Below are 24503 nucleotides of genomic sequence, written 5' to 3'. Positions count from 1 at the left end.
TGCCGAAAACGGGTGTTTCGGTTTAGTCTTATGCATAGAAACATACAGTTAGGGTATTTTTACCGGCGCTGCCAGTTTGAAAAATATCCTTAAGCCGCTGTCACTCAAAATTCATGATATTTGTGAATGACGGCCTGCAAAATTTATGGCTCAAACTATCGTAAATGTTGGAGGTTGCAATGTGGAAATTTGCTTTTTTCTGAACAAATTTCTGTCAATTAGCCATTCTTACGACAGAGGCCGGTTTTTGAAAATCACACTCCTGTGTTCAGGGCGTGTTTGAAGCCGCATTCTGTTGAAAGAACACGGCTTCTGACAGGCTTTATGCGGCCTGATCCTGAATACGTCCGAGGGCTTCTTCACGACCCAGAACCACCAGAACGTCAAAAACGCCCGGTGAAGTGGCGCGGCCGGTGAGGGCAGCACGCAGAGGCTGGGCAATTTTGCCAAGTTTCAGGCCGGTTGATTCCGCATGGGCGCGGACAACGGCATCCAGCGCATCTGCATTCCACTCGGCAGCTTCCAGCTTCGGCAATACATCTTTGAGGATTGCGCGGCCTTCATCATTGAGCAGGCTTGCGGCTTTTTCATCCAGCGGCAGCGGGCGGGAGACGAACAGGAATTTCGCACCGTCTGCCAGTTCCACCAGTGTTTTTGCACGGTCTTTGAGACCCGGCATTGCTGCAACAAGCTGCGCACGGCGTTCATCAGTCAGCAGAGCCTGCAATTCTGCGCCGCCTTCAATATAAGGCAGAACATCGATCAGTGCTTTGGTAAGCGTTTCTGAATCGCTGGCGCGGATATGATGACCGTTAATGGCTTCCAGTTTCTGGAAGTCAAAACGTGATGCACCTTTGTTGATGTCTTTGGTATCAAACCATTCGATCATCTGCTCAATGGTCATGATTTCATCATCGCCATGGCTCCAGCCGAGGCGAACCAGATAGTTGCACAGTGCTTCAGGCAGATAGCCCATGGCACGATAGGCCTCAACGCCGAGCGCACCGTGACGCTTGGAGAGCTTGGCACCATCCGCACCATGGATCAGCGGGATATGGGACATTTTAGGCACATCCCAGCCCATTGCCTGATAAATAACAGTCTGGCGGGCAGCATTGGTCAGATGGTCGTCACCACGGATAATATGGGTAACGCCCATATCATGATCGTCGACCACAACCGCATGCATATAAGTTGGCGCGCCGTCGGAACGCAGAATGATGAAATCATCCAGATCCTTGTTCGGGAAACGGACTTCACCCTGCACATCGTCCAGCACAACGGTTTCACCTTCGCGCGGCGCTTTAATGCGGATAACCGGCTTCACACCTTCCGGTGCTTCCGACGGATCGCGGTCACGCCAGCGGCCGTCATAGCGCGGCGGGCGGCCTTCTGCACGCGCCAGTTCACGCATTGCGTCCAGTTCTTCCGGTGAGGCATAGCAATAATAGGCTTTACCGGCTTTTACCAGTTCTTCAGCAACTTCGCGATGGCGCGGTGCGCGTTCCCACTGGGAGATGGCATCACCGTCCCATGTCAGGCCGAGCCATGTCAGACCTTCAAGAATAGCTGCCGTTGCGGCCTCGGTGGAACGCTCGCGGTCGGTATCCTCAATGCGCAGCAGCATCTTGCCGCCGGTATGTTTGGAATAAAGCCAGTTAAACAACGCTGTACGTGCGCCGCCGATATGCAGATAGCCGGTCGGTGAAGGCGCAAAGCGGGTAATAACGGGTGATGACATCGGTCGCTCCGTATCTGCGGCAAGGTTACAGGATCTTACGCTTATATCCGAATATATCGGCTAAAGAATGTAACTGGCCGCCTCTCGATTTCTTGTGCTGTTCATGTAGCATAGGCAGCACAACGTGCAAGACTTGATGCAAAAATCAAAGCGCAGAACCGGTGTTTAACGCCGCTCGATGCAAGATTCCTGCGTGAAATGGACTGTTTTGGACGTATAATTGTGCAGCTGTCAGGTGCGGGGGCAATTCAGACAGCATGGCGAATGGTTATGGCGGTGAATGTGGCCATCAGGCAAGCAAGACTGAGTCCCGTCATGATGATGGCGGGGCAGAGAGCACGGCTGTCCGGACGAAACATAACAGCGGATTAACTGCCGAGCAATTCATGCTCGGTTTTGCTCCGGTGCCGGATGCAGAGATTATACCCGATGATGGTGCTGTTTATAGCGGACGGAAGCGGTCACTGATTATCCGGTTCAATCTGCGGAAATATTGGCAGCGTTTTCTGGATGCTATCTGTGATGCTCTGCTATTTGAATATGAACGCGGAACGGTTTTCCTGCTGCTGGCCGTTGCGAGTGGCGCAGGGGCGGTTCATTATTTTTCCCTGAAGGCCGAACCATACTGGATCGAGCTGTTTGTACCGGCATGTCTGTTCGGCTGGCTGCTGTTTTTACTGCGTGACACGCTGATAAGGCGTGTCAGCCTTGTGCTGATATTAGCATTTGTGACTGGTATGCTGGCTGCGAAATGGGAGACGCAGCGCTATGCAACGCAAATGCTTGGCAGTTCTGTTTCAACCACTCTGACGGCGCGGATTGTCTCGCTCGAGCAGGAGGCTGAAGACAATGGCAAAGCCGGACGCTGGCGTATTGTTGCCGATGTGCTGACAACGGAAAAACCGCATCTGCGCTTTGCGCCGCAGCGGTTGCGGCTCTCTGCCCGTGACTTACCTGCACAGGCTGAAACCGGTTCTGTTCTGAAAGGGGCGGTGCGATTGCGTCCCCATGGCGGGCCGGTACGTTCCGAGCAATATGATTTCGCATTTCATGGATATTTTCGCGGCATTGGCGGTAATGGCTTCTATCTCGGCGTGCCGAAACTGGTTGATGGTGAATTTGCCGGTGATGCAGTATTAAAGAGCTGGACTGCATCCGTTGAGGCACTGACCGGTCAGTTGCGGGCAATGATCGGCGGGCGGATTATGCAGGCACTGTCCGGTGAAGAGGGGGCGGTGGCCGCAGCGCTGATCTCCGGCCAGCGGGCAGGGATCAGCGAGACAACCAATGAGGCGCTGCGCATTGCAGGATTGGCGCATATTCTCTCAATTTCGGGCCTGCATCTGGCGCTGGCAGCAGCAATTGTCATGGTGAGCCTGCGTGGCATTGCCGGACTGTTCCCGTCTTTAGCGCTGTATTATCCGGTGAAGAAAATCGCCGCATTGATTTCGCTGTTTTCTTCGGGTTTTTATCTGGCTTTGTCGGGTGCAGATGTGGCGGCACAGCGTAGTTTTATCATGCTGGCCGTGATGCTTTGTGCGGTGATTTTAGATCGTAAAGCTCTGACCTTGCGCAATCTGGCGATTGCAGCGCTGTTCAGTATTTTTGTGACACCGCATGAAATTCTGGGGCCTAGTTTTCAGATGTCTTATTCGGCAACCGGTGCGCTGATTGCAGGTTTTGCGTGGTGGAAATTGCGCAAGAGACAAAACAACGAACAAGCGAAAAGGCAGACGACATTGGGGGGTAAGCTCAGGATTTGGCTTGGCGGGATTGCGGCGACTTCTCTTTTAGCAGGTACTGCCAGCGGGCTTTTTGCAGCCTTTCATTTTAACAATATGGCACCACTGGGAATGCTGGGAAATGCACTGGCATTGCCGGTGATCTCGGTGCTGATTATGCCTTTTGCGGTGCTGTCTCTGCTGCTGATGCCTTTAGGACTGGAATGGCTGCCTTTGCAAGTGATGGGGAAAGGCATTGAGCTGGTTAAATGGATTGCGCATTTTGTTGCCGGGCTTTCCCCTGATCTGATCCCCGGCCTGCTGCCCGTGCCTGTATTGTTGCTTTGGACGGCGGCAATGCTTTCGGCGATGATCTTCACCAGTCATTTGCGGCTGATATCGCTGTTCTTTCTCGTGGCTGGCGGGATTGTGCTGAGTATGAATACTTTACCGGATATTATTATCTCGGAAGATGCCAGACTGGTTGCAGTCCGTCAGAACAATAGTCTCTATGTAAACCGTGCACGACCGGCTGCCTTCACAGTCGATAACTGGCGCAAGGCCTATAGAATTCATGAGGTTAAAATGCCGGATACAAGCAGCGCGGCAAGTTCAGAAGGTTTTGTCTGTGAGGACGGGTTATGCAGTTTTGATCTGCAAAACGGGCAGGTGCTGGTCTATGCAGAAAACCGGCCTGCGGCAGATATTGCCTGTACTATCGGCGATATTATCGTTCTCGCTTATGCGGGAAACCTGTCTTGCCCCGATAGAAAAGCCGGCAATATTACAGGGACAGTGACGCAAAATGCCCCTGCCATCATCACCCGCCAGCAGCTGGCACTACGAGGCGTGGCAGAGATTTATCTGGAACCGGATAGCCGCAGATATACAGACACAGCACAAAGTCATACTTCAGATATGCTGCAAAGCTCTGTTTCTGGAACACAAGTACATCAAACTGGTTTGGCATATCGGCCGGAACAGGCTCAGGTCGTTTTTGCAGTGGGAGAGCCGCAACGACCTTGGCATAGCTACCGCCTCTGGTCTCGTGCTGCTCGCAATCTGGAAGATCCGAAATAAGGATTGTTACGTCTGTCTAGGGTGCCTGAGATTATAACTGTGTAATCGCAGCGAAACATAGCTTGTAGGGTACTATTTGTGTCATGAGGCGCAATACTTAAAATGACCCGTTATTGCCCATGCAAGAAAGGGCAGCAGGAGCAATGAACCGTCTGAAGTCGAAAACCGGCAGTAATGCCGGTTTTCGCCTCGATAGCATATTAGTAGCGGCGTACCAGACCAACCAGCTTGCCCTGAACGCGTACGCGGTCAGGACCGAAAATACGGGTTTCATAGGCCGGATTGGCAGCTTCAAGCGCAATAGATGCGCCTTTGCGGCGGAAGCGTTTCAGTGTTGCTTCTTCATCATCGACCAGAGCCACAACGATTTCACCGGCATTGGCGGTATCACCACGACGGATAATCACTGTATCGCCATCGAGAATACCGGCTTCGATCATCGAGTCGCCTTTAACTTCCAGCGCATAATGCTCACCGCTGCCAAGCATTTCCGGCGGTAGGGTAATCATATGGGTCTGGGATTGGATCGCAGAAATCGGTACACCGGCTGCAATACGTCCCATCACAGGAACGCTTATACCGGCAGGTGCCTCAGATTCTGTCGCAGGCGCTGCTTTTTTAGGCAGTTCGGTGACATTCTTTTTGCCGAGATCGCCTTCAATGACACTTGGTGAGAATTTCTTCTGGCTGTTGAGACCTGGTGCAATCGAGTCCGGCAGACGCACAACTTCAAGCGCACGCGCTCTGTTTGGCAGGCGGCGGATAAAGCCGCGTTCTTCCAGAGCAGTAATCAGACGGTGAATACCGGATTTGGAAGCGAGATTGAGCGCTTCTTTCATCTCGTCAAACGAAGGGGGAATGCCGCTTTCCTTCAGGCGGTCATGGATAAACAGCAATAATTCATGTTGTTTACGCGTCAGCATTATACGCTCCCAAAGCCTTTATATTATCTGCCGATTACTGAAATTATGGTGGCAGATAATGAAGTCGTGCGGACTAAACGCATTACCGCATGCACGGGGCGCGGTTGCGAGAATCAATTTTTAAAACAAACCCAGAACGAACACTATATGTTCCAGTATTGTTCTGCAAGGCTTTAAAAGTGATTAATCCGATTGTTTAAAGGATTTCAGCGTATCATCAGGATTTGACAGCGATCACCGGCTTTGGCTGCCTCAGCAAAAGGCTCACGGATCAGCAAAGCATCCGCACGGGTAATAACGGTCAGCATGGAAGAATCCTGCACCGGCAGGGGCGTTGCCAGTAACTCGCCATCGCTGTTGCGGGTTAGTGCTGCGCGGGCATAATCGCGGCGGTTGCCATTGGCAGCCATGTCCTGTGCCAGTCTGGCGCTGGCAATATAGGTGGTCGCGGCTTTGCCTGCCAGACGCGCAACCAGCGGCGCCAGAAACACATAGGAACAGACGAGACTGGAAACCGGATTGCCTGGAAGACCAAGAACGAGCAGGGGCACTTTGCCTTCGCGTTCCAGCTGGCCGAACATCAGCGGTTTGCCCGGACGCATGGCGATTTTGTAAAAGCCGAGTTCAACGCCGCAATTGGTCAGTGCTTTATGCACCAGATCATGATCGCCGACGGATGCGCCGCCCAGCGTAATCAGAATATCGGCATCCGAAGCTGCAACATTGCGAATGGATTGTTCGATAAGTGCCAGATCATCCGGCACAATACCCAGATCATCTGCCGTGCCGCCATTGCGCCGTATAATTTCTGCGACACCATAACTGTTGGAGCTGACGATCTGATCTGCCGCAGGAACAGTCCCCGCAGGCACCAGCTCATTGCCGGTAGCAAGAATAGCTGTTTTAGGGCGTTTATAGACCTGCAATTGCGCATGGCCGGACGCTGCAGCCAAGGAAAGCGATGCCGGATCAAGCAGATGACCCGTTTGCAGCAAGCATTCGCCGTCTTTGAAATCCAGTCCGCTGAAACGGATGTGACGGTTTTTGTCCACATCCCGTAACAATGTGACCAGATTGCCTTCCTGCTGCGTGTCTTCCTGAATGACAATCGTGTCAGCACCGGCAGGCATTGGCGCACCGGTGAAAATACGCACAGCCTCACCGGATCGGACTGTACCGTCAAAGCCTTTGCCAGCAGCAGATTCGCCGATGACTTTCAGTGTCACCGGCAGCTGTTCTGCATCGGCAAAGCGAATGGCATAGCCGTCCATAGCCGAGGCATCAAAAGGCGGCTGATTGAAAGAGGCAAAGATTGACGTGGCGAGAACACGGTCACCGGCTTCATGCAGAGCAACTTGCTCATGGCCGGAAGGCATTTTATCCGCCAGCAAAAGCCGCAATGCTTCGTCAACCGGTAATAATGCCATGAAATCTACCCCGTAAAAATAAGAGCGATATGCTAAGAGCGCTGCCAGTCACCGGATTTACCGCCGGTTTTGCTGTCGACGGCGATATTGCCGATGATCATGCCTTTATCTGCAGCTTTTGCCATATCATAAATCGTCAGGCAGGCGACGGAGACAGCCGTGAGTGCCTCCATTTCCACACCGGTTTTGCCGGTGAGTTTGACGGTTGCACTGACCCGCAAACCAGGCAATGTCTCATCCGGCTCGATATCAACCGAGACTTTGCTCAGCATCAATGGATGGCAAAGCGGAATAAGATCAGAGGTCTTTTTCGCAGCCATAATACCGGCAAGACGGGCGGTGCCGATCACATCGCCTTTGGCAGCATTGCCGGAAAGGATCAGCTCAAGCGTCTGCTTGTGCATAGTGACACAGCCCGAAGCCGTGGCAATGCGCACAGTCTCGGCTTTGTCGCCGACATCGACCATATTCGCAGCGCCGCTTTCATCGAGATGTGTCAGCTTGCTCATAGCTTACTCTTTGCCGGTCAGGAGTTTGCTGGTTGCACTGGCCACATCCTGCTGGCGCATCAGGCTTTCACCGATCAGGAAGGTGGAGATGCCGGATTTCTGCAAACGCAGGCAATCATCATGCGTGAAGATACCGCTTTCACCAACCAGAAGACGGTCATCCGGCACCATGGCTGCCAGACGCTCAGATACTGCGAGATCGACTTCGAAAGTACGCAGGTTGCGATTGTTGATGCCGAGCAGACGTGACGACAATTTGAGCGCCCGTTCCATCTCCGCTTCATCATGCACTTCAATCAGTGCATCCATGCCGAGCGAAAAGGCGGTGTCTTCCAGCTCTTTAGCCATAGCATCATCAACGCTTGCCATGATGATGAGAATGCAATCCGCACCCCAATGACGCGCTTCATAGACCTGATAAGGATCAAACAGAAAGTCTTTGCGCAGCGCTGGAAGAGAGCAGGCAGCGCGCGCTTGTTGCAGGAATTCCGGTGCGCCCTGAAAACTTGGTGTATCTGTCAGAACAGAAAGACAGGCCGCACCACCATCTTCATAGGCTTTTGCCAATGCAGGCGGATCAAAATCCGGACGGATCAGACCTTTGGACGGGCTGGCTTTTTTGATTTCCGCAATCAGACCGAAAGAACCGGCAGCCTGCTTTGCTTCCAATGCTTTAAGGAAACCACGGGCAGGTGGCTGATCGGCTGCAGCCTTCTTAACATCTGCCAATGGCAAACGGGCTTTGGCTTCTGCAATTTCAACAAGCTTATAGGCTTCGATCTTTTTGAGAATATCGGTCATTTTATTCACTTGTCTTGCTGTTCGATACAGCAATCAGCTGATCGAGTTTGGCTTTGGCCGCGCCGCTGTCAATCGACTGTGCAGCAAGGGCAATACCTTCTTTGATATCTTTGGCTTTACCGGCAATCACCAGTGCAGCACCTGCATTGAGCAGCACGATATCGCGATAAGCACCGGCTTCACCGCCAAGTACGCGCAGCAGGGCTGCTGCATTATGCTGGGCATCGCCGCCTTTGAGAGCGTCAAAAGCAACGCGCTTCAGGCCGACTTCTTCCGGTGTGATTTCAAATTCGGTGATTTCACCATTATGCAGCGCTGCAATATTGGTGGTGCCTGCGGTGGTCATTTCATCCAGACCATCGCCATAAACAACCCAGACATGATCTGAACCGAGTTCTTTCAGCACTTTAGCGATCGGCAGTACCCAGTCGCGGGAGAAAACGCCGACGAGCTGATGCTTAACACCAGCCGGATTGGCGAGCGGGCCGAGCAGATTGAAAATTGTACGGGTGCCAAGCTCTACACGGGCAGGGCCGACATGGCGCATTGAAGAATGATGCATCGGCGCGAACATAAAGCCGAGACCTGCATCATGAATGCAGCGGCTGATTGTTGCCGGATCGGCCTCAATATTAATGCCGAGCTCTGCCAGTGTATCTGCCGCACCGGAGCGTGAGGACAAAGCGCGGTTACCATGTTTGGCAACGATCACGCCTGCACCCGCAGTCACAATAGCTGCACAGCTGGACACGTTATAAGAGCCGGACTGATCGCCGCCGGTGCCGACAATATCAATTGCACCGGCAGGTGCATCAACGGGGATCATTTTCGCCCGCATTGATTCTACAGCGCCTGCAATTTCCGCAACGGCTTCACCGCGCATGCGCAGAGCCATCAGAAAACCGCCGATCTGGGCAGGGGTGGCGGAACCGGACATCATAATGTCAAACGCTGCTTTGGACTCCGCCTGAGTTAAAGGTGTGCCTGTAACAGCTTTGGCAATGTAGCTTTTGAAATCTGACATAGTGTACTCGAATCTTTAGTGAGGCTCCGCCTGCCTTCAAAGGTGAGAAGGCGTTAGAAGGACAGAGCCTGATCCATCAGGGTCTGATTGATTTTAACCGGATATTCGCTCTGCAGACGGCCAACCAGCTGTTCCAGCAGGTCGTCACCAATGCGTGAGGAAATCGCATCGCGTGTGCCCTGAGGCAGGCTTTCCGCGCTGACACCGGCAGGCTCGGTTGTCTCAATCACTTTGAACAGGATCTGAGTTTCTTTATTGATGCCGCTTGCAACGCCTGTGAGATTTTCTGCGCCGCCGAAGATCTGCGCAACCGCAGCCTCTGACAGTTCAGAATCTGTAGCCGTACGGGTCAGGCCGCGCTTGGTCTGTTTTTCAACGCCGGCTTCCTGAGCAAGAACATCCAGAGTTTCACCGGCTTCAAGACGCTTGCGCAGCTCTTCAGCTTTGGCTGTCAGGCGCTTTGCTGCTTCATCCTGTTTCCACTCGGCTGCAACCTGATCTTTGACTTCATCAAATGTTTTGTCGCGGGCAGGTGTCACGCCATCCAGCTGATACCAGATATAACCACGGGTTGGAGTTGGCAGTGCATCATTATCAATGCCCTGATCCGACTGGTAAACAGAGGTCAGGAAGGAAGGCAGCTGCGGCAGATCAGCAACCGGCTTACCGTCCGGAGCATTGCCGTTCACATCAACAGCTTCAACGGTTTTAACTTTAAGTTTCAGCTTTTCAGCAGCCTGCGCCAGCGTTGCACCATTGCCGCGTTCTTCTTCAAACGAGTCATGAACCGCATTCAGCGAGGTCAGCGCCTGTGTCAGAGCCAGAGTTTTGCGGATTTCCGGTGCAACTTCTGCTTCTGTTTTCACAGCTGCAGGCTCAATTGCGCTGACATGCAGCAGCACAGGGCCGAATGCGCCTTTTACAACATCGCTTGTACCATTGGCAGGCAGAGCGAAAGCCGCATCAGCAATCACTGCATCCGGCAGATCGCCTTTTACAAATGTGCCGAGTTTAACATCTTCTGGCTTTTTGCCGCTCTGGGTAACGAGATCAGCAAAGCTGGTGCCGGATTTGATTTTATCCGAAGCCGCTTTTGCTTCCTCTTCATTGGCGAAATTCAGCTGCTCAAGAGTACGCTTTTCTTCAGTCGAGAAACGGGCGATGTTCTTTTTGTAATATTCCTGAATCTCTTCCGGCATAACATCGGCTTCGTTGACAATGTCCTGCGCTTCAAGCGGTACATAGCTGACTTTGCGATATTCCGGTGCGCGGTAATTGCCGAGATGGCCATCATACCATTTTTTCAGCTCAGCATCATCAGGTGTCGCGATTGTGTCGGCTTTTTCCTGAGTAAGGGTGATGTAATCAACCGTGCGGCTTTCACCGTCATAAAGCGCCAGCGCCTTGAACAATGTGTCCGGTGCGCTCATGCCGTCTGACACAGCTTCAACGATCTGCTGACGCAGCGCATATTTGGTGCGGCTGTTGAAATAGTCCTGCGCGCTCATACCGGCCTGACGCAGCACTGCGTTAAACTGGTTATTGGAGAAGCGGCCGCTGGAATCCAGAAATGCCTGATCTTCACCGGTGAGACGGGCGAGGTGATCTTTAGACATGCCCAGTCCCATCTGGCGCGCCTGTTCATCAAGCAGAACGCCTGCAACCAGCTGGCCCGTTACCTGTGACGGAATACCGAGCGCTTTAGCCTGATCACGGGTCAGCTGCTGACGCAGCTGGTTGGAAACAGCAATCACCTGACGGTCATAGGCCAGACGATATTCAGTCGGCGATACGGATGAGCCTCCGGCTTCCAGAACAGCATTGCCGCTGAAACCTTCACGGAACACATCTGCGATACCCCATGCTGCAAAAGAGAGGACGAGAAGACCGAGAAAGAATTTCGAGACCCATGATTTGGATGCAGTGCGCAAGCTGTCAAGCATAGAAGTACCTTTGTGGAGTAAACTCACTTTGTTAAATAAGGGGATAGCCGCCGATGATAATGCAGTCAAACGGAAACCTGCCTTCAGGGCACTAAGAACGAAAAGAATTGTGGCATTATTGCCGTTAAAGCCATGTTGAGCGATGCGTTTGGGGATTTGCTTTCAGGTCTGAATTTGCTAGAGCGGTTTCAGTTTTGGGCACGAACCGGCTCTGCCGCACCGGTCTAAGCCGGCGAGGCCGTGTCAGAAGCCGCTATGCAATGCGGCTGAAATCATTGGTGAGGAGGGTGTAATGACCCCGGAAATACGTCCGCTTGTTGCGGGTAACTGGAAGATGAACGGCACCGGCGAGCAGCTGGGTGAACTGCGTGCAATCGCTGCCAATCTCAGCACGGATATCGGCCGCAAGTTCGATGTAGTGATCTGCGTACCTTCCACTCTTATTTCGCGTGCTGCGGCCACACCGGAAACCGATGCTATCGGCGTTGGCGGTCAGGATTGCCATGCAGCAGAATCAGGCGCGCATACCGGCGATATTTCTGCACTGATGCTGAAAGAAGCAGGCGCAAGCCATGTGATCCTCGGCCATTCCGAACGCCGCACAGATCATCATGAGACCAGTGAAGCCGTTTGCTCCAAAGTACAGGCCGCATGGAAAGCCGGCCTGACTACGATCGTCTGCGTTGGCGAAACCGCTGAACAGAAGCAGTCTGATCAGACCCTTGAAATCGTTGGTCAGCAGATCGCAGATTCGCTGCCTGAAGGTGTGACACCGGAAAATACCGTTGTTGCCTATGAGCCTGTCTGGGCAATCGGCACCGGCCTGACACCAACCGTTTCGGATGTGCGCACGGTACATGCTTTCATCCGCTCGAAGCTGATTGAGCGTTTCGGTGCCAAAGGTGCGCATCTGCGTCTGCTCTATGGCGGTTCGGTCAAACCGAATAATGCTGTTGAATTGCTCGGTGTTGCTGATGTGGATGGCGCGCTTGTCGGCGGTGCCAGCCTGAAAGCCACAGATTTCCTCGCAATTTGCGACGCCTATCGCGTGCTCTGAATTTGAATAAATATCAATCCCTTGCAAGCATTCGGTTGCAGGGGGTTGGATTGTCGGATAAATCCGTGTAGAAAGCCGTTTCTACTCCTATAAGAAAGCAGTCCGGAAACCCATGCAAACCGTTCTTATTGTTATACATCTCCTGATCGTTCTCGCACTTGTCGGCGTTGTGTTGATTCAGCGTTCCGAAGGTGGTGGTCTTGGTATCGGTGGTGGTTCAGGTTTCATGACTGCGCGCGGTGCAGCCAATGCTCTGACCCGCACAACTGCAATTCTGGGCGCAGGTTTCTTTGCAACTTCGCTGCTTCTGGGCATTATTGCTATGAACGGCGAACGTCCGACAGATATTCTCAACCGTATCCCTGCCGGCAGCTCGCAGACTGCACCTGCAGGCGGCAACGGTATTCTGGATCAACTTGGCGGTGGTACAACAACACCGGAAAGCACACCGGCACAGCCTGCCACTCCGGCAAGCCCGGTTCCGAGCTCACAGTAAGAGCCGGATTTATGAATGATAAAAAGCCTCCTTCGCGGAGGCTTTTTTATTTTAAAGGTTTTGCAATAAAAGTGTTGCAGGCTTGCCATAGACGACGGGATTAGCTTGTGGGTAACATATTGCCCGTTGAGAGATCAGTGAGTTTGGCCTATCAGCAAGCAACCTGTTTACACCTCATCTTCGGCTCATCGTTTTGATGAGACATAAAAGAGTGTTTTGAGAAAGCCCCATGATTTCATCCCGTGTTCTCATCGCCGGTTTTGCCGGTTTGTGCTTAAGTTTCTCCGCTCTCACCGGTCAGGCTGCCGCCCAGACGGCTGCTGCGGCCGCATCAACGGATACGACGGCTAAAGCCGCCAAGCCGGAGAAGAAGAAAGCCACAACCCAGAAGGCTGCCAAAGGCAAATATAATATTGATCCGAGATATCAGGCACAGACAGTTGCCTTTTCGGGCTATCCGGTAGGGACAATCGTTGTCGATCCGGCAAAATATTTCCTTTATCTGGTAGAAACACCAACCACAGCCCGCCGTTACGGTATTGCTGTCGGTAAAGTCGGTCTGGAATTTAAGGGCACCGGTACAATCAATGCCAAGCGTGAATGGCCGCGCTGGATTCCGACCGCAGACATGGTCAAGCGCAGCCCTGAACATTACGGCCGTTTCAAAAACGGTATGGACGGTGGTCTGGGTAATCCGCTGGGTTCACGCGCGCTCTACCTGTTTCAGGGCAATAAAGACACCTATATCCGTATTCACGGCACGGTTCAGCCTTGGACAATCGGCAGCTCGGCATCAAATGGCTGCTTCCGTATGACCAATGAAGATGTCATGGAACTCTATGAGCGTGTAAATCTCGGAGCGACTGTCGTCGTTCTCTGATTATGCCGACATAAAACAAAAGCCGGCTCAGGCCGGCTTTTTGCGTTTTTGTGAAGTAAATTTAGTTTTACAAAAAGTTTTTCAGGACAAGCGAATAAGCAGTGGCAATTTGTTTGTCGAAGCACTATCTGTTTGCTCAGAGCTGCGGAGCAGATTTCCGTAGCGCGTTATCAACGCAGGTTTTGTAATTTCAGCACTGTCAGGAAAATTCCTTACGGTGGTGTTGTTGCGTGAATTATGGGTTTTGCCAAAAAATCCTTCATGGATTTTACGGGTAAATGTTAAGAATAATGAAAAATCCGTTACGAAAGTCATTTTTTAGTGGCGGAATCAATCAGGAGAGTCTAACGACATAAGCCCATGGCGCGATATGTATTCATCACAGGCGGCGTGGTCTCTTCCCTTGGAAAAGGCATAGCTGCAGCAGCACTGGCGGCTCTTCTTCAGGCACGTGGTTACCGCGTGCGGATCAGAAAGCTCGACCCTTATCTCAACATTGATCCGGGCACGATGTCTCCTTACCAGCATGGTGAGGTATTTGTGACCGATGACGGTGCGGAAACCGATCTTGACCTTGGTCATTATGAGCGTTTCACCGGTCGTTCTGCGACAAAGCAGGACAATATCACCACCGGCCGCATCTACCAGAACATCATCGAGAAAGAACGCCGCGGCGATTATCTCGGTGCGACGGTTCAGGTTATTCCGCATGTAACGGATGAGATCAAAAACTTCATTACGGAAGGTAATGAGGATTATGATTTCGTGCTTTGCGAAATCGGCGGCACAGTCGGCGATATCGAAGCAATGCCGTTTCTGGAAGCCATCCGTCAGCTCGGCAACGAATTGCCGCGCAACACTGCCGTTTATATTCACCTGACACTGATGCCGTATATTCCGGCAGCGGGTGAGCTGAAAACCAAGCCGACACAGCATTCGGTGAAAGAACTGCGTTCTATCGGTATTGCTCCGGATGTTCTGCTGATCCGTGCGGATCGTGAAATTCCGGAATCCGAGCGCAAGAAGCTTTCGCTGTTCTGTAATGTCCGCCCGAGCGCGGTTATTCAGGCGCTGGATGTTAAGTCGATTTATGATGTGCCGATGGCCTATCATAATGAAGGACTGGATTCAGAGGTTCTGGCAGCTTTCGGCATTGAACCTGCACCTAAACCCCAAATGGAGCGTTGGGAAGAAATTGCCAATCGTATCCATAATCCGGAAGGTGAGGTTACTATTGCAGTTGTCGGTAAATATACCGGCCTGAAAGAAGCCTATAAATCGCTGATCGAAGCTCTGACCCATGGCGGCATTGCCAACCGTGTGAAAGTCAATCTCGACTGGATCGAAGCGGAAGTGTTCGAGAGCGAAGACGCTGCACCTTATCTCGAAAAAGTTCACGGCATTCTGGTGCCGGGCGGCTTTGGCGAGCGTGGTGCCGAGGGCAAGATTCTCGCGGCAAAATTTGCCCGTGAGCATAAAGTTCCTTACTTCGGTATCTGCTTCGGTATGCAGATGGCATGTATTGAAGCCGCGCGTAATCTCGCCGGGATCAAAGATGCTTCTTCTACAGAATTCGGTCCTGCGAAGGAACCGGTTGTCGGTCTGATGACGGAATGGCTCAAAGGCAATATGCTGGAGAAGCGTTCTGCGTCCGGTGATCTCGGCGGTACGATGCGTCTGGGTTCCTATGAATCCATGCTGAAAAGCGGCACCCGTATTGCTGATATTTATGGCTCGACAGATATTCATGAGCGTCATCGTCACCGCTATGAAGTCAATATTGACTACATGGAAAAACTTGAAAAAGCCGGTCTGACCTTCTCCGGCCTGTCACCTGACGGTGTTCTGCCGGAAACAATCGAATATGCTGATCATCCGTGGTTCATTGGTGTGCAGTATCATCCGGAGCTGAAATCGCGTCCGTTTGAGCCGCATCCGCTGTTTGCCTCCTTTATCGAGGCAGCGGTCACTCAGAGCCGTCTGGTTTAAGATCTGAAGCGGGCACTTTAACAGTGCCCGTTTTGCTTTTATCAAAAGGACTGGATATTGCGGTTTGCAATGTCCATATGCTGAAAATGAAACCGCGCTGCGGTTTTCTGCGCAAATTTACCTGCGCCATTATTTATTGGGAAAAGTCAGGTACTTTTCAATTTTGAGGAACAGATATGACTGCCAATCCTGTTGTTGAGGTTAAGGCGCCGTCAGGCAATGTAGTGTTTTCCAACAGGGGCGCATTGTCGATCATTGCCGGCCCGTGCCAGATGGAAAGCCGCGAGCACGCCTATGATATGGCTGGTGCCTTGAAAGAAATGACAGATAAGCTCGGCATTGGTCTGGTTTATAAATCGAGTTTCGACAAAGCCAACCGTACTTCGCTGAAAGGTCAGCGCGGTATCGGCCTCGAAAAGGCTCTGGAAGTTTTCTCTGATCTTAAAAAAGATTTCGGCTTTCCGGTGCTGACCGATGTGCATACTGAAGAGCAATGCGCTGTTGTCGGTGAAGTCGTTGATGTGTTGCAGATTCCGGCATTCCTCTGCCGTCAGACTGATCTGCTGATTGCTGCCGCCAATACCGGCCGTGTGGTCAACATCAAGAAAGGTCAGTTTCTGGCACCTTGGGACATGAAAAATGTCATGGCCAAAGTGGTGGAGAGCGGCAATCCGAATGTGATGCTGACCGAGCGTGGCGCATCTTTCGGCTATAATACACTCGTGTCGGATATGCGTTCCTTGCCGATTATGGCGGGTCTTGGCGCTCCGGTGATTTTTGACGCGACTCATTCGGTTCAGCAACCGGGCGGTCAGGGTGGCAGCACCGGCGGTCAGCGTGAATTTGTTGAAACACTCGCCCGTGCATCGGTCGCGGTCGGCGTTGCCGGTGTTTTCATTGAGACGCATCAGGATCCGGACAATGCGCCTTCCGACGGCCCGAATATGGTGCCTTTGAAAGATATGCCGCGTCTGCTTGAAACACTGATGGCTTTCGACAAGCTGGCAAAATCCCTTTGATCTTGCCGGTTGCCAATTAGCAAAATCTCTCTGAGATAATTGCCCAATAAAAAGCCCCGCATTATGTGGGGCTTTTTTGTGTCTCAGAACTTCTTGCTAAGGCTGACTTTGAAATTACGGCCAGGCATGGCGGTAATGCCATCGCTCAGATAAGGCTCGTATTTCTTGTCAAAAATATTGTCGAGACCAATATCCAGCTTGGCATCTTTCATCATGCCGCTTTGCGGTGCCCATGTCAGAAACAGATCATGGATACCATAGCCTGCACTTTCAGGACGGGCATAATCGCCGCCATTCTGATTATGCGGTGTCTTGGACTGTCTGGCGACAAAAGTCCCTGTCCAGCCCAGAGTCAGATCATAATCAGGCATTTTCCAGCCCAGCGTTGTCACCAGTGTCGCCGGTGCCAGATCCTTGAGATAGGTGTTATAGCCATAGATATTATTCAATGCACCATGACGGCTGCCATGCATTGTAGAGAAGGCCGCATCGGCAAACATATAAGTTGTGTCGTAATGGGCTGAAATCTCGATACCGGCAGAGTAGTAGGACGGCATGTTCCAGTAAGTGTCACCCGGTTCTCCTTTTGGTGGAGCATTTTCCTTGCCAAAGCGCCGGTTAATCGGATTGGTGACATGATTGTAATAGGCGGTCGCACGGAGTTTAAGCTGATCGTCACTGGTGAAAAGCTGATCGTGAATCGTTTCAACGCCAATCTGGAAATTGTTGTTGCGCTCCACTTCAAGATCGCGGCTGCTACGTGGCAAACTTGTTCTTTCACTCTGCACAGAATAGAGCTCATCAATATTCGGCATACGCATCGCATAGGCCCAATCAGCAAACAGACGGAGATTTGAGGTTGCGTCATAGGTCATGCTCAGACCCGGTGTCAGGCCGTCATGGCTGACTGCGCTGTAATCATGCCCTACCGTGATATCATTATAGGTCTTTGCAGCGTTAGGCTTGCCTGTTGATCGCACATAATCATAACGCAGACCCGGAATAATGGTCAGCCGATCGGTCAGAGCAATCTTATCAATCACAAAAGCGCTGAAAGTTTCCTGCTTGCCTTCAGGCATATTATACGGAGCAAAATAGCCGTAATTATAATTGGCATTATTTTTATAAGTATCGGCATACATGACAATATCACGGTTGTGACGCTGTAGCTGAATGCCGTAATTCAGGCTGTGATTAAAACCGCCGAGCGTGAAATTGGATGTGTTTTCCGCTTCGATCCGCAGGTCGGAATATTTGGATTCGTTCCACTTGCCGCCAAGCGATGCAGACGTGCTCACACCATCAGGGCGCTCGGCATAAAGCGATGTAAAGGCATAACTCACCATCAGGCGCGTATTGACCAGATCGCTGTTACCGGAAAATTTATGCTCGACCGATGAGCTGAAATCTTTGAGATCGCGCCAGGCGAGGCGGCGGCGGATCGCTTCATAATAGCCGTATTTTTTGACATCGCTGCCAATCGGTTCAACCTGTCCGCGAATAGCCGCAGGAGGCCCCCAGTTCTCGCTCATACCGTAGCTTGCAGTCGCTTTCAGCTCATGGCCGTCAGCGCTGGCACTGCCCTTGGCAGAGAAGGATGTGAGCTTGCTGTCGGAGAAATTATAGCGTTCACCGCCGCCGATACGCATGTCCTCAGTCTTGCGCCATGTGGCTGCGGCAAGACCGTCAAAATTGATGCCGCTATAATTTGTGCGGCCATAAACAGCGCCGCTCTGCACCCAGCCTTTATTGGCTGTCTGATAGCCGGTCTTTGACCAAAGACCCCAGTTCTCACCTTCGCGCAACATATCGGCTGCGTCTTTGGTTTCCATCTTGATGGTGCCGCCGAAACCGCCATTCCCATATTTGATGGAAGTCGCGCCTTTTTCGATCTCAACGCTTTTAAGCAGTTCCGGCTCGATAAAGACTGTTCCTTGATCATAACGCTCAAAATTCTTCTGCGCGCCGTCCATGATAATGCGCACATCTGTCTGACGGGCAAAGCCACGGATAGCAATGCTCTGACCCTGAATACGCACGCCGCCGAGCATGGTGACACCCGGTGTCTGTTTTACCAGTTCCGGCAGGCTTGCAGCCTGAACACGGTCAATTGTCTCGCGGTCGATGGTGACAATATTCGGGGCATCTGTGCCGTAGCTGCCGGAGCCGACTGTGCCGGTGCCGATAGTGATTGTGTTCAGCTGTAATGTGCCGGATGCATTATCCGCCTGCTGTTTTTCCGTTTGTTTTTTAGGCTGTGCCGTCTGGGCGAGAGCCGCAGGCGTAAGGTTCAGAAATGCAGCAGTGCTTAAAACCGTTGTTGTAAGAAAGAAAAGTGAAAATTTATGCAGGCATAAAAAATTGCGTGCACCGGTGGCAGAACCACCAGCAGCATAAGCAGACATCAGCGCAACTCCTTGGGAGGATGGTTGTTTAAGCTTTGTTAATAGATATGCGCTGCCATAGGAGGATTTATCGTATTTTGCAAATATGTAATTTAATAATTGAGTAAATTAATCATATTTAATCAAAGATCGGATTGATACTGTGTCCGTGTGGTTACAGCCGTGCTCTGGTACTGCGCGGTGTGGCCAGCAACAGATTGGTTTCACTATTGGTAATACCCGGAACCAGACGGACACGACGCAGCACACTGTCGAGATCGCTCAGCGTATCGGCATTGATTTCGGCAATCAGATCCCAGCGGCCATTGGTGGTGTGAATTTCTGAAATCTCCGAGAAACCGCCCAGCGCTTTCACCACGCGTTCTGTCACATGGCCTTCAATCTCGATCATCATAATGCCGCGAACAGCCTGCTCAACAGTGTCCGCACGCAGAATAACCGTATAGCCGAGAATATGGCCGTCTTTTTCCAGACGCTCCAGACGGGCACGGGCAGTGGCACGTGAGACACCGGCATCAAGGGCGAGATCGGAGATGCTGCGGCGTGCATTATGACGGAGCAGGGTGATGAGTTTCTGGTCGAGTTCGTCCACTGTCTTACCATTTTGTTCATTTAACTGCGCAATCTGATAAAGCATCTGTGGAGATTTGCCAATCTTCTCTGTCCACTCTGCCAATGTTTCGTGGTTTTATACCGGAAAATCACCGCTCTGATTGTGCTTTGCAGTCATGGCGGCAGACAATTTACAGTCGTGAGGAACATATATGCATTGTAAGCTGATTGGTGCACCTGTGCAGGACGGAACCGGACGCATGGGCTGCGAAATGGGACCGAGCGCGTTTCGCGCCGCCGGACTGACACAGGCTCTGGAAGAGCTGGGTCATGATGTTACCGATCTGGGCAATGTGGAACCGGCTGCAAAACGCAATCTGACCCATTCCAATCCGGTTCTGAAAAATCTGCCGGAAATCGTGGCATGGATTGAGGCGCTGGATAAAGCTGCCTATGAGCACAGTGCTGATGGTTTCCCGATTTTCCTCGGCGGTGATCATGCTTTGGCTGCCGGAACTGTTTGCGGTCTGAGCCGTCGCGCCAAAGAGCAGGGACGTCCGCTTTTTGTGCTGTGGCTTGATGCTCACACGGATTTCCACACGCTGGAAACCACCACAAGCGGCAATCTGCATGGCACACCTGTTGCCTATTATACCGGCCAGAAGGGTTTTGAAGGCACTTTCCCTGAAGTGCTGGCTCCGGTTGATCCGGCGAATGTCTGCATGATCGGTATCCGCTCGGTTGATCCGGCAGAACGTACAGCGATCCGCAAGACTGAAGTGACCGTCAATGACATGCGTATGATTGACGAGCACGGCGTTGTTGCACTGCTCAACCGCTTCCTGAAGCGTGTTGAGGAAGCCAATGGCCTGCTGCATGTCAGCCTTGATGTGGATTTCCTTGATCCGAATATCGCACCGGCCGTTGGCACCACAGTTCCGGGCGGCGCAACATTCCGTGAAGCCCATCTGATTATGGAAATGCTTCATGACAGCGAGCTGGTGACAAGTTTTGAGGCGGTCGAACTCAATCCGTTCCTTGATGAACGCGGTCGTACAGCCTTCCTGATGGTCGATCTGATCGCCAGCCTTATGGGCCGCAGCGTGATGGATCGTCCGACCCGCAGCTTCGTGTAAAGCTGACAAGATTTACAGCCAAAGCGCTTCAATTGTCTCTGATGGGCATGAAGCGCTTTTCTTAGTTTAACAGGTTCCGGCAAGACCGGAGGGAGAAAACCTGATGCGTGACAGAACAACTTTGAACCTCGTACCATTTGTCAGTGTTGACCACATGATGAAGCTGGTTCTGAAAGTCGGTATTGAAGAATTCCTGAAAGAACTCTCTGCCTATGTGGAAGAAGATTTTCTGCGTTGGGAAAAGTTTGACAAGACCCCGCGTGTTGCTTCCCACTCCCATGACGGCGTTATCGAGCTGATGCCAACCAGTGACGGTGCGCTTTACGGCTTTAAATATGTCAATGGTCATCCGAAAAACATGAAAGACGGTCTGCAGACCGTTGCTGCTTTCGGTATGCTGTCCGATGTGGATACCGGCTATCCGATGCTGCTGACCGAAATGACCATTCTGACAGCGCTGCGCACTGCTGCAACTTCAGCTGTTGTTGCCAAATATCTGGCACCGGAAAATGCGCAGACCATGGCGATTATCGGCAATGGCGCACAGTCCGAGTTTCAGGCGCTGGCATTCAAGGCGCTGCTCGGCATTAAGTCCCTGCGTCTCTATGATATTGACCCGTCTGCCACTGAGAAATGCAAACAGAATCTTGCAGGCTTCGGTTTTGAAATCACCACCTGCACCAGTGCGGAAGATGCAGCGCAGGGCGCTCAGATCATCACCACTGTGACCGCAGACAAGCAGAATGCCACGATCCTGACCGACAATATGATCGGCAGCGGCATTCACATCAACGGCGTTGGCGGTGACTGCCCGGGCAAGACAGAAATGCACAAAGACATTCTGCTGCGCTCCGATATCTTTGTTGAATATCCGCCGCAGACACGCATTGAGGGCGAAATCCAGCAGCTCGATGCCGATCATCCGGTTATCGAAATGTGGCAGGTGATGAACGGTACTGTTCCGGGTCGCCGTGACCAGAACCAGATCACCCTGTTTGACTCAGTTGGTTTTGCGACCGAAGATTTCTCGGCACTGCGTTATATTCACGACAAGCTGAAATCCACAGGTCTCTATGAAAATCTCGATCTGCTGGCAGATCCGGATGAGCCGCGCGACCTGTTCGGCATGCTGCTGCGCTGCGAAAAGAAACTCGCAGGCGAAGCAGCTTAATTCGCGAATAAATGACAGAGACGGGCAGGGTTACTCCTGCCCGTTTTTGTTTGTGCAATTGCTGAATACTAGACATCATTAAAACAACGGAGTAATTGCCGCTCATGGCACTGCATCTTGTAAAACTCTGTGTGGGATGTGATTCCCTTGAAGATCTGGCAGCGTGGATTGATTTCCGCCTTGAGGAATGCCGTGCAAATGGCGTGGTGCCGGAGCAGTTTCATACAACACGAATGGTACCGAAACGCCAAGCAGAGCTGCTTGACGGTGGTTCACTCTATTGGGTTATCAAAGGCAATATTCAGGCGCGCCAGCGTTTGCTGGAAGTGCGCACATTTACCGGTGAAGACGGTATCGGCCGTTGTCATCTGGTGCTGGAGCCGAAAGTGATCCCGACTGTCTGGCAGCCGCGCAGAGCGTTTCAGGGCTGGCGTTATATTGCGGATGAAGAAGTGCCGCAGGATGACAGAGCCGGAGCGGGCGGCGGTATGCAGGCTTTGCCTGTGGAGCTGCGCCGCGAACTGGCGGCACTGGGTCTTATTTAATCAATAAACAATATCAGCGCAGTTTAAGGCGGATTGCTGTGCGTCCGTTTACATTGCCTGTCACAATGCGCAGGGATGCTTCCGGCAGGCTGATACGACGGCTGCGCTGTGCATTGCAGACCAGAAGCCCTACAAATTCACGCGTATTCAGGGATGCGCCGTCAGCGCGCAAATCGGCAAGACGGGCAGCAGCACTACGCAGGGCGTGGACGCTGAGCAAAGTGGTTTTGCCTGGCTTTTGTGAGTCGGATTCCACCGGATCAACATTGGTGAAACCAAACAGATTGAGCATATTCGACATTGTAAACCCTTTACACAATACTCATTGGGTTTGCAGATGGCCTGCCTGAACTATACCGGCGAAACACAAAGCCGGATAATCTCGGATATTATGGTATTAAACGGTGCGAACCGCGCGCATTAACGCGCGATTGCATAGCAGCTGAAGTTCTTTTTCTTCAGGGCGGCACAGGCATCCCATGCGGCAGTTTTGGTGTCAAAACCAACAAAACGTGCACGGTAGAATGTGTTGTTACCCTTGTTGAAAGTCTCAGTCATCGGGGAGGTTGCACGCAGGGTGCTGCCTGCCTGCTGGGCGGCTTTATTCAGCATTTCCTGTGCCTGATTTTCGCTAGGCAGAGAGCCGATCTGAATAGCCCATGCACCGGAAATATCAGCTGCGGCAGCCATGGCAACGGCAGTCTGTTGCGGCTGTTGCTGGCGGGTATTTTCCTGCGGTACAGCAATCGGCTCATTGCGCACAGCAGCAACAGGCTTTGGTGCCAGACCCATGCGGGAAGCAGCTGTATTGGCGGAAGCTGTGGTAACCGGATCAACATTCGGGATCGATGCTTTAGGCGTCGGAATAGCCACAAGCTGAGAAGATACCGGAGCAGAAGGACGCGGTGTCGGCGCTGCCAGAGCCAGCATTTCAGGTTGCTGGGCAGGTACCGGTTTCTGACGGGCGATAACAGCGCTGATCGCATCCTGTGCGCTGCCTGCGGAGCCGGAAGCATCAGCAACCAGAACCGGCTGGTCGGCACGTTCAGCCGGCAGCGGAACCGCACGCGGCAGAGGAGATGGTTCAGCCGCAACTGCCGGACCTGCCGGTGCATCATTACGGGCAATCAGCAGGGCATCACTGCCACGACGCGACGGTGTTGCTTTTGGCAGATGTGCCTGAATAAGGCGGGTCATTGCTGCGTCACGGGATGCACCGCTGCTGCCGCCCATAACAACGGCGACGATGCGACGGCCGTCACGGTTGACGGAAGTGACAAGATTATAACCGGATGCGTTTACATAGCCGGTTTTAATGCCGTCAACGCCTTCAACGCGACCGAGCAGGCGGTTGTGACCATTGATCGTGCGGCCACGGAACTGGAAGCTGGAGCGGCCGAAATAGCCGTAATATTGCGGGTAATGCTGACGCAGCGCGATACCGAGAATCGCCATATCGCGGGCAGTGGTCTGCTGGTTCGGGTTTGGCAGGCCAGAAGCATTACGGAATGTGGTGGAGCGCATGCCGAGACGACGTGCCTTGGCTGTCATCATCTGTGCAAAACGTGGCTCGGAACCGCCGAGATATTCACCAAGAGCAGCCGCAGCATCATTGGCTGAGCGGGTAATCAGCGCCATAATCGCATCTTCAACGCTGATTGTCTGGCCTGCCGGTACACCGATTTTTGTCGGCGGACGGGTTGCTGCATATTTGGAGAACGGAATTTTGGTGTTTTTGTTGATGCGTCCGGCCTGCATCGCCTCGAAGACCATATAAAGGGTCATCATTTTGGTGAGGGAAGCGGGAAAACGCTTGGCATCTGCGCTTTCTGCAAACAGGGTTTTGCCGGTATTTGCATCAATCACAATCGCGGCATGACGCGGGTTCTTTGCTGCCTGAGCGGAACCTGTCGTGATGGTAAGAGTGAGGGCGCCGGCCATTGTTACTGCTAACAATGAGCGGGCCGCAATCTTGATGCCGGATGCGGCGTGACGGAACGCATGATACACGGTGACTTACCTACCTGGACTGCCAATTTTCAGGTGTGGCGCAAAGGACACGCCACGAACATTTCCGTGATCAT

At 52.3% G+C, this 24503-nt stretch carries 20 protein-coding genes; 9 read left to right on the top strand and 11 right to left on the bottom strand.

What is annotated here, in order from left to right; genetic code table 11:
- Nucleotides 1–322 precede the first annotated feature (322 nt).
- Nucleotides 323–1741: a glutamate--tRNA ligase gene (gene gltX, locus BKD14_RS09545; RefSeq protein WP_075655464.1), complete on the bottom strand. Its 1419-nt coding sequence runs from the start codon at nucleotides 1739–1741 to the stop codon at nucleotides 323–325.
- Nucleotides 1742–1998: 257 nt separating this feature from the next.
- Here gltX and BKD14_RS09540 point away from each other — a divergent pair, with 257 nt between their 5' ends.
- The gene (locus tag BKD14_RS09540; protein ID WP_075655462.1) at nucleotides 1999–4542 is read left to right on the top strand and encodes a ComEC/Rec2 family competence protein; all 2544 of its coding nucleotides are present in this window, start codon (nucleotides 1999–2001) and stop codon (nucleotides 4540–4542) included.
- Nucleotides 4543–4742: 200 nt separating this feature from the next.
- Here BKD14_RS09540 and lexA read toward each other — a convergent pair whose 3' ends face one another.
- The 6 genes from lexA to BKD14_RS09510 form a co-directional block, all read right to left on the bottom strand.
- Nucleotides 4743–5465: a transcriptional repressor LexA gene (gene lexA / locus BKD14_RS09535; protein WP_075655460.1), complete on the bottom strand. Its 723-nt coding sequence runs from the start codon at nucleotides 5463–5465 to the stop codon at nucleotides 4743–4745.
- Nucleotides 5466–5671: 206 nt separating this feature from the next.
- Nucleotides 5672–6892 (bottom strand): gephyrin-like molybdotransferase Glp, encoded by a 1221-nt coding sequence (gene glp, locus BKD14_RS09530; protein WP_075655458.1) that lies wholly within the window; start codon nucleotides 6890–6892, stop codon nucleotides 5672–5674.
- A 32-nt stretch (nucleotides 6893–6924) separates the two neighbouring features.
- Nucleotides 6925–7401 carry a cyclic pyranopterin monophosphate synthase MoaC gene (moaC, locus tag BKD14_RS09525; RefSeq protein WP_075655456.1) on the bottom strand — a complete coding sequence of 159 codons (477 nt, stop codon included), beginning with the start codon at nucleotides 7399–7401 and terminating at the stop codon, nucleotides 6925–6927.
- A gap of 3 nt (nucleotides 7402–7404) precedes the next feature.
- Complete coding sequence (gene trpC / locus BKD14_RS09520) at nucleotides 7405–8202, bottom strand: indole-3-glycerol phosphate synthase TrpC (protein WP_075655454.1); 798 nt, start codon at nucleotides 8200–8202, stop codon at nucleotides 7405–7407.
- A gap of 1 nt (nucleotide 8203) precedes the next feature.
- Entirely contained in the window at nucleotides 8204–9226 is a 1023-nt protein-coding gene (gene trpD / locus BKD14_RS09515; RefSeq protein WP_075655452.1) for an anthranilate phosphoribosyltransferase, read from the bottom strand.
- Nucleotides 9227–9279: 53 nt separating this feature from the next.
- Nucleotides 9280–11169 (bottom strand): SurA N-terminal domain-containing protein, encoded by a 1890-nt coding sequence (locus BKD14_RS09510; protein WP_022712423.1) that lies wholly within the window; start codon nucleotides 11167–11169, stop codon nucleotides 9280–9282.
- A 292-nt stretch (nucleotides 11170–11461) separates the two neighbouring features.
- On the opposite strand from BKD14_RS09510, the gene tpiA reads away from it, so the two are divergent.
- The 5 genes from tpiA (at nucleotide 11462) to kdsA (ending at nucleotide 16610) form a co-directional block, all read left to right on the top strand.
- Nucleotides 11462–12226, top strand: coding sequence for a triose-phosphate isomerase (tpiA, locus tag BKD14_RS09505; protein WP_075655450.1), 765 nt, complete (start codon nucleotides 11462–11464; stop codon nucleotides 12224–12226).
- Between the two features lie 112 nt (nucleotides 12227–12338).
- Nucleotides 12339–12722, top strand: a complete 384-nt coding sequence (gene secG, locus BKD14_RS09500; RefSeq protein ID WP_075655448.1) for a preprotein translocase subunit SecG — start codon at nucleotides 12339–12341, stop codon at nucleotides 12720–12722.
- A 229-nt stretch (nucleotides 12723–12951) separates the two neighbouring features.
- Entirely contained in the window at nucleotides 12952–13602 is a 651-nt protein-coding gene (locus BKD14_RS09495) for a L,D-transpeptidase (RefSeq protein WP_022712420.1), read from the top strand.
- 360 nt (nucleotides 13603–13962) lie between these two features.
- On the top strand, nucleotides 13963–15591 hold the full coding sequence (locus tag BKD14_RS09490) for a CTP synthase (protein ID WP_022712419.1): 1629 nt from the start codon (nucleotides 13963–13965) through the stop codon (nucleotides 15589–15591).
- A 176-nt stretch (nucleotides 15592–15767) separates the two neighbouring features.
- Nucleotides 15768–16610, top strand: coding sequence for a 3-deoxy-8-phosphooctulonate synthase (gene kdsA, locus BKD14_RS09485; protein WP_075655446.1), 843 nt, complete (start codon nucleotides 15768–15770; stop codon nucleotides 16608–16610).
- Nucleotides 16611–16693: 83 nt separating this feature from the next.
- Here kdsA and BKD14_RS09480 read toward each other — a convergent pair whose 3' ends face one another.
- Together BKD14_RS09480 and BKD14_RS09475 are read right to left on the bottom strand one after the other, a co-directional pair.
- Nucleotides 16694–19015 (bottom strand): TonB-dependent hemoglobin/transferrin/lactoferrin family receptor, encoded by a 2322-nt coding sequence (locus BKD14_RS09480; RefSeq protein WP_075655444.1) that lies wholly within the window; start codon nucleotides 19013–19015, stop codon nucleotides 16694–16696.
- Nucleotides 19016–19169: 154 nt separating this feature from the next.
- The gene (locus tag BKD14_RS09475) at nucleotides 19170–19607 is read right to left on the bottom strand and encodes an Lrp/AsnC family transcriptional regulator (RefSeq protein WP_028233989.1); all 438 of its coding nucleotides are present in this window, start codon (nucleotides 19605–19607) and stop codon (nucleotides 19170–19172) included.
- A gap of 172 nt (nucleotides 19608–19779) precedes the next feature.
- On the opposite strand from BKD14_RS09475, the gene rocF reads away from it, so the two are divergent.
- From rocF to BKD14_RS09460, 3 genes are all read left to right on the top strand, one after another.
- Entirely contained in the window at nucleotides 19780–20703 is a 924-nt protein-coding gene (gene rocF, locus BKD14_RS09470; RefSeq protein ID WP_075655442.1) for an arginase, read from the top strand.
- Nucleotides 20704–20806: 103 nt separating this feature from the next.
- Nucleotides 20807–21874 carry an ornithine cyclodeaminase gene (locus tag BKD14_RS09465; protein ID WP_075655440.1) on the top strand — a complete coding sequence of 356 codons (1068 nt, stop codon included), beginning with the start codon at nucleotides 20807–20809 and terminating at the stop codon, nucleotides 21872–21874.
- A gap of 104 nt (nucleotides 21875–21978) precedes the next feature.
- Entirely contained in the window at nucleotides 21979–22419 is a 441-nt protein-coding gene (locus tag BKD14_RS09460) for a DUF1489 family protein (protein ID WP_075655438.1), read from the top strand.
- Between the two features lie 13 nt (nucleotides 22420–22432).
- Here BKD14_RS09460 and BKD14_RS09455 read toward each other — a convergent pair whose 3' ends face one another.
- On the bottom strand, nucleotides 22433–22720 hold the full coding sequence (locus tag BKD14_RS09455; protein WP_075655436.1) for a hypothetical protein: 288 nt from the start codon (nucleotides 22718–22720) through the stop codon (nucleotides 22433–22435).
- A gap of 119 nt (nucleotides 22721–22839) precedes the next feature.
- Complete coding sequence (locus BKD14_RS09450; protein WP_022712410.1) at nucleotides 22840–24360, bottom strand: D-alanyl-D-alanine carboxypeptidase; 1521 nt, start codon at nucleotides 24358–24360, stop codon at nucleotides 22840–22842.
- Between the last annotated feature and the right edge of the window lie 143 nt (nucleotides 24361–24503).

This window comes from Pseudochrobactrum sp. B5 (assembly GCF_001939785.1).
GTDB classification, from domain to species: domain Bacteria; phylum Pseudomonadota; class Alphaproteobacteria; order Rhizobiales; family Rhizobiaceae; genus Pseudochrobactrum; species Pseudochrobactrum saccharolyticum.
Note: the sequence above shows the minus strand (reverse complement) of the source record. Positions and strands in the feature narration are given on the sequence as shown.